Origin of the sequence: uncultured Arthrobacter sp., assembly GCF_902805515.1 — a bacterium.
Lineage (GTDB): Bacteria > Actinomycetota > Actinomycetes > Actinomycetales > Micrococcaceae > Arthrobacter_D.
Genome location: NZ_CADCTE010000194.1, coordinates 1 through 5,409 on the forward strand (window position 1 = coordinate 1; position 5,409 = coordinate 5,409).

Here is a 5,409-nt window from a genome sequence, read left to right on the forward strand (position 1 = left end):
ACCTGGGGTACAAGACCCGCGCCAAGGGCGGCTACTTCCCGGTCGAGCCCTACGACCATTTCAGCGACCTGCGGTCGGACATGATGACCAACCTGACCAACGCCGGGCTGCAGCTCGAGCGCGGTCACCACGAGGTCGGCACCGGCGGTCAGGCCGAGATCAACTACAAGTTCGACACGCTGCTGCGGTCGGCCGACAGCCTCATGCTCTTCAAGTACATCGTGAAGAACACCGCCTGGGCCGCCGGCAAGAGCGCCACCTTCATGCCCAAGCCGCTGTTCGGTGACAACGGCTCCGGCATGCACTGCCACCAGAGCCTCTGGAAGGACGGCGAGCCGCTCTTCCACGCCGAGACCGGCTACGCGGGCCTGTCGGACATGGCCCGCCACTACATCGGGGGCCTGCTGGCCCACGCGCCGTCCCTGCTGGCCTTCACCAACCCGACGGTGAACAGCTACCACCGCCTGGTGCCCGGCTACGAGGCCCCGATCAACCTGGTCTACTCCGCGCGCAACCGCTCGGCGTGCCTGCGCATCCCGATCTCGGGCGACAGCCCCAAGGCCAAGCGCATCGAGTTCCGCGTCCCCGACCCGTCGGCCAACCCCTACCTCGCCTTCTCGGCGATGCTCATGGCCGGCCTCGACGGCGTGAAGAACAAGATCGAGCCGCCGGCCCCGGTCGACAAGGACCTCTACGAGCTGCCGCCCGAGGAGGCCCTGGGCATCGAGAAGGTGCCCGCGTCGCTGGACGCCGTCCTCGACCGGCTCGAGGTCGACCACGACTACCTCATCGACGGTGGGGTGTTCACGCCCGACCTGATCGAGACGTGGATCGAGTACAAGCGCGAGCACGAGATCGACCCGATCCGCCTCCGCCCGCACCCGCACGAGTTCGCGATGTACTACGACATCTGAGACGCGGTAGCAGTCCCGATGAGTTCGCACGGGCCGCCAGCACAGCACCAACGGCGGCCCGTGCGGACTCGTCGTCGTGGGCAGACCGCGTTCCGACGTCTCGGTGTAGTCACCGAGCGTCCTTACCGGGACGCGAGCCCAGACGCGCTACCGCAGCGGGCGAACCTCTCAGCGATGGCCGTGGTGGCTTCTCCTACCCGTCGAGACGGTGCGGCGACGGTGGGGACACTCATCGTGGATAGCGGCTACGTGACTGCCCGCACCGATCGCGCCGGCCAGACGATGAACGTGCCCACTGATCCGGCTGCGCCGACGAGCGCGGCGGCGACGAGCAGTTGTGGCGCCGGCAGAACGGGGGTCAGCGAGCTGACGACCAGCGGGAACGCGAAGCCGATATATGTGAGGACGTAGAAGATGCTGGTCAGAGTGGCCAGGTCTCTCGATGACGCCAATGCCTCGACGCACCTCAATCCACTGACGAGCAACAACCCGTATGCCCCGCCGAGAGTGATCGAAGTCGGGATGAGCAGTACGGCGTAGTGCGTATGTGCGGTCGCCGCCGCCATGAGCATCCCCGCCACGAGTGCACCGAGTCCGACCCGGTAGGGCACGGCAGGCGCACGGGCCGCGAGACCACGCGCCCACGGTTGAACGAGCACGCCCACGCCCAGGGTCACCGCGGCGGCGATACCGCTGGCAACCACGCGGAATTCTCCGAGCCCGACCAATCCCGGAAGTACGGCGAAAGGCGTCGTGGCAGCGCCGAATACCCAGGGCGCGGTGGGGAGGATGACTTTGAGGAAGACACCGCTTCGCAAGGCATCTCCGATCCCAGAGGTTGCCTCGTCGCTTCCGCCTCGCGGTGACGTCATGGTCTCCGGCGCTTTCCACATGAAGGGCAGCAGCAGGGCGACGAGCACGAGGTGCACGATGTATGAGGTCGACTCCGGCCCGGGCAACCATTGCGCAGTCATCCCTGCAATGAGCGGACCCGCGGCGAATCCGGCGCTGAGGGCGACCGCTGCACGGGTCACTCCGGACGATTGTGCTCCCGCTCGATCGGAGAGCTCCTTCACCCAGGCGGTTCCGGGCCCGAACGTCGCGCCGGCGGCGATTCCTACGAGGATGCGACCGAGGAGGAGGCCCATGAACGAGTCGCCTGCGAGCAGGAGAATCCCGGAACCGACCGCCGACAGCAACAACGCCGGGATGACGACGACTCGGCGACCCCAGCGATCCGATACCGGAGCCAGGAGCAACAATGCCGGCATCAGGCCGAGGGCGTAGGCGCCGAACAGGGCCGCCACCTCGACCGAACTGAGCGATGCGCGGTACACGTGCAGGAGTGCGGCGAACATGTTGGCACCCCAGGCGACGACGAACATTGCCAGAGCTGCGCTCACCCAGGAACGGGACGCGCTGTTCCGAGGTGACGTCACTCCACTTTTCTGACCTGTGTATTCACTGGTCATTCTCGTCTCCCCGCTTACGGCTGATCGACTCCGTCGATCACGAAGACCTGGTAGTCAGCTCCTCGATGGCGGTGAATCATCGCCTGCTGATACCGGTCGCTGTTGTACCACTCCCTCGCTGCGTCCATGGATGGGAAGCGATTGATTGCGACACCGTCCAGGTCATCTCCTTCGAGGACATCGAGCTCCCCGTACGCCGCGATCGGCGTGACTTCGTGCCCCTCTCGAGCCAGCTTTGCCATCGTGCGATACGTCGCCATCTCGTGGTCGTCGCTGGTTCCTTTCCGGATCATGACGACGTAGGCGCTCACGAGTGGCCGTTCAGGAGGTTGATCGACCCGACGGCGGCCGGTCCGGATGGCGCGGGGTCATGGCCCGAGACAGGTAGCCCGGACTCGACATCGTCCATCCGAAGCGTTCGGGCCTCAGTCGACGATGTATCGGAGATCCTGAAGTACGGGTCCTTGTCCACTGCGGTGCTCGATTCGTCGAAATGGCATGGGGGATCGTGCGGGAGGTAATCGGTGACGTCGCACTCGACAGCGTGTGCGGGGCGATGGTGGAGTTCCGCAGGGCTGCGCTCACGGTGGCGCCGGCCCCACACCTGCAGCTGTTGCTGTGCCGGCCCGCGAGTGCGAGTTGCCCGCTCCCTGGTCGGGCTGGTGGCACGACCGGACCGCAACCCCGGCCGAACGGGTCGGCTGGACCCGACCGGCCCCTAGAGACCCGGCTGCCAAGGGCCGGACCTGATCGCTGACAGCGCCGCGTCGATGGGCTGCGAGCCTGTGGTGATCTCGATGGCGAGTCGGTTGAGCTGGGGTGCGAAGACGGCGTGCGCGATGGCGGCGGCGACGTCGGCTCGCGGGATGTCGCCGTAGGTGATGGCCACTCCGGCGTCGACCCGCCCTGTGCCGGGATCGTCGGTGAGGGTCCCGGGCCGGATGATCAACCAGTCGAGTTCGGTGCCGGACAGGTGGACGTCAGCGGCTCGCTTGGCCTCCATGTACCGCTCGAAGCCCGGGCCGGGTGACTTCTCGCCCCGCCAGGCGTCCATGAACACCGACACCAGCACGAACCGGCGGACCCCCGCCAGGGCGGCGGCGTCGGCTGCCTTCATGGCGCCGCGCTCGTCGATCGCGGTCACCATGTCGGGGTTGCCGCCGGCGCCGGCAGTGAAGACCACGGCATCGTGACCTGCCATGGCCGCGGCGAGGGTCTGCGCCGAGTCGTCGACCAGGTCGCCACGCACAGCCATCGCCCCGGTGGCCTCGATCGCGGTCGCCTGCGACGGCTGACGGTGCAGCCCGCTGACCCGGTGTTCCTGCTCCCGCAGGAGGCGCACGACGTGCTGGCCCACACCGCCTGTCGCGCCGATGAGGAAGACACTGCCAACGCCGGTGTGCGTGGATGCCGTCATGTAGTGCTCCTCGTCGATGTTCTCGATCACTGGGCGGGGTGTGTGGCTTGTTCGGAGGCTGCATGGGCTCGATGTGCCGGGCACGTGTCATCGAGTTCGTCGTCCAGATCTGGAGCGCGGTGAGACTGGACCGTGCCGGTATGCGGGCTTCGCTGGCGTGCGGCAGCCGAGGGCATCGAAGACCAGGCCGCGGCGCACTGCTCGGCCTGGACCAGCGGTCCGGTACCTACCGATCGAGAGAGCACCCCGCAGGTGCGGGGCCGGTCATCCGCCCTGGCTGTGGGTCCGGCGGCGTGGGGCAGACCCGTCCGGGTGCGGCCGTGGGGCCCACCCCCGGACAGGTCGCCCCGGGTCAGGCCTGCGTCAGGCCTGCGTCAGGCCGTGGCGGGCGATCAGCGCGGTCGCGGCGGCCGTCGACGACCCCGGGTTCTGACCGGTGATCAGCAGGTCGTTCTCGACGACGTGCGTACCCCAGTCGGCGGTCTTGCTGTAGTTCCCGCCGAGCTTCGTCAGCTCGTCCTCGACCAGGAAAGGAACCACGTCGGTCAGGCCGACGGCCTCCTCCTCGGTGTTGGTGAAGCCGGTGACGGCCCGGCCCTGGACCAGCGGCGTCCCGTCCTCGTTGGTGACGTGGCGCAGCACACCGGGGGCGTGGCACACCAGCGCGACGGGCTTGCCCGAACGCACCGTGTCCTCGATCAGCTGCACCGAGTTCTTGTCCTCGGCGAGGTCCCACAGCGGACCGTGCCCACCCGGGTAGAAGACCGCGTCGAAGTCCGCGGCGGACACCGAGTCCAGGCGCACGGTGTTGGCCAGCGCGGCCTGCGCCTCGGGGTCGGCGTCGAAGCGGCGCGTCATGTCCGTCTGGGCCTTCGGTTCGGCGCTCTTCGGGTCGACCGGGGGCTGGCCACCCTGGGGCGAGGCGAGCACGGTCTCGACGCCTGCGTCGCGGAAGGTGTAGTACGGGGCGGCGAACTCCTCCAGCCAGAAGCCGGTCTTGCGCCCGGTGTCACCAAGCATGTCATGCGAGGTCAGGACCATCAGTACCTTCATGGTTCTCCTTCGGGCGGGGGCCGGTCCCAGGTGGGTAGGGCCGGGGCGAGGCGAGCGGTGCTGCACCCGTGGACGCCGGGATCGGGGAAGGCACCGGCGTCCACGGGTGGTCGGCGTCAGGTGACGGGCAGGCGGTCCGCGGGTCTCGTGGCCCCGTCGACCCGTGGCACCTGAGTCGTTGCCATGCCTGTCATGTGTGCCGTGGAAGTCGAGATGCGTTACAGGTGCGGTCGGCTCAGCGCGTCTCGTCGGGCGCCACGAAACGGGCCAGTGCTTCGAGCGACGGCACCGTGTAGAACGCACCGGAGAGCGGAGTCACCCAGAACGTCAGGCTGTCGCGGATGTGGTCGGTCGCGCCTGCCATCCGGCGGAGCATCTCGGCGATGCGCCACTGATCCCGGGAGAAGCCGACGAACGCCGTCCCGTGATCGGTCACCCCGCCGTAGGCGACGTTCCGCCGGAAGATCTTGAGCTCCACACCATCCTTCTCCACCGTCACGCGCGGGACATGCGCGTTGGACGGCATACTGTCCGCCGGGAACTCGACGCTGTC

5 protein-coding genes and 1 pseudogene are annotated in these 5,409 nt (G+C 68.0%); 1 reads left to right on the forward strand and 5 read right to left on the reverse strand.

All coding sequences use genetic code 11. The features are described from left to right. Window positions 1–914: type I glutamate--ammonia ligase (gene glnA / locus QZX79_RS17530; protein WP_294570400.1), on the forward strand; the 914-nt coding region annotated here is incomplete at its 5' end. A 245-nt stretch (window positions 915–1,159) separates the two neighbouring features. Here glnA and QZX79_RS17535 read toward each other — a convergent pair. The 5 genes and pseudogenes from QZX79_RS17535 to QZX79_RS17555 all read right to left on the reverse strand — a co-directional run. Then, on the reverse strand, window positions 1,160–2,353 hold the full coding sequence (locus QZX79_RS17535; RefSeq protein ID WP_294570403.1) for an MFS transporter: 1,194 nt from the start codon (window positions 2,351–2,353) through the stop codon (window positions 1,160–1,162). Between the two features lie 47 nt (window positions 2,354–2,400). Further along, window positions 2,401–2,697 (reverse strand): DUF1330 domain-containing protein, encoded by a 297-nt coding sequence (locus QZX79_RS17540; protein WP_294570405.1) that lies wholly within the window; start codon window positions 2,695–2,697, stop codon window positions 2,401–2,403. Between the two features lie 407 nt (window positions 2,698–3,104). Further along, window positions 3,105–3,803, reverse strand: a complete 699-nt coding sequence (locus QZX79_RS17545; protein WP_294570409.1) for an NAD(P)H-binding protein — start codon at window positions 3,801–3,803, stop codon at window positions 3,105–3,107. Between the two features lie 363 nt (window positions 3,804–4,166). Further along, a complete protein-coding gene (locus QZX79_RS17550) occupies window positions 4,167–4,856 on the reverse strand; it encodes a type 1 glutamine amidotransferase domain-containing protein (RefSeq protein WP_294570412.1) in 690 nt (229 codons plus the stop codon). Window positions 4,857–5,091: 235 nt separating this feature from the next. Continuing rightward, window positions 5,092–5,409: pseudogene (locus tag QZX79_RS17555) on the reverse strand (Dyp-type peroxidase domain-containing protein); the annotation flags it as partial.

Coding starts and splice junctions, on each gene's coding strand:
- QZX79_RS17550 (WP_294570412.1), bottom strand. CDS start 4,856: ATGAAGGTACTGATGGTCCTGACCTCGCATGACATGCTTGGTGACACC.
- QZX79_RS17545 (WP_294570409.1), bottom strand. CDS start 3,803: ATGACGGCATCCACGCACACCGGCGTTGGCAGTGTCTTCCTCATCGGC.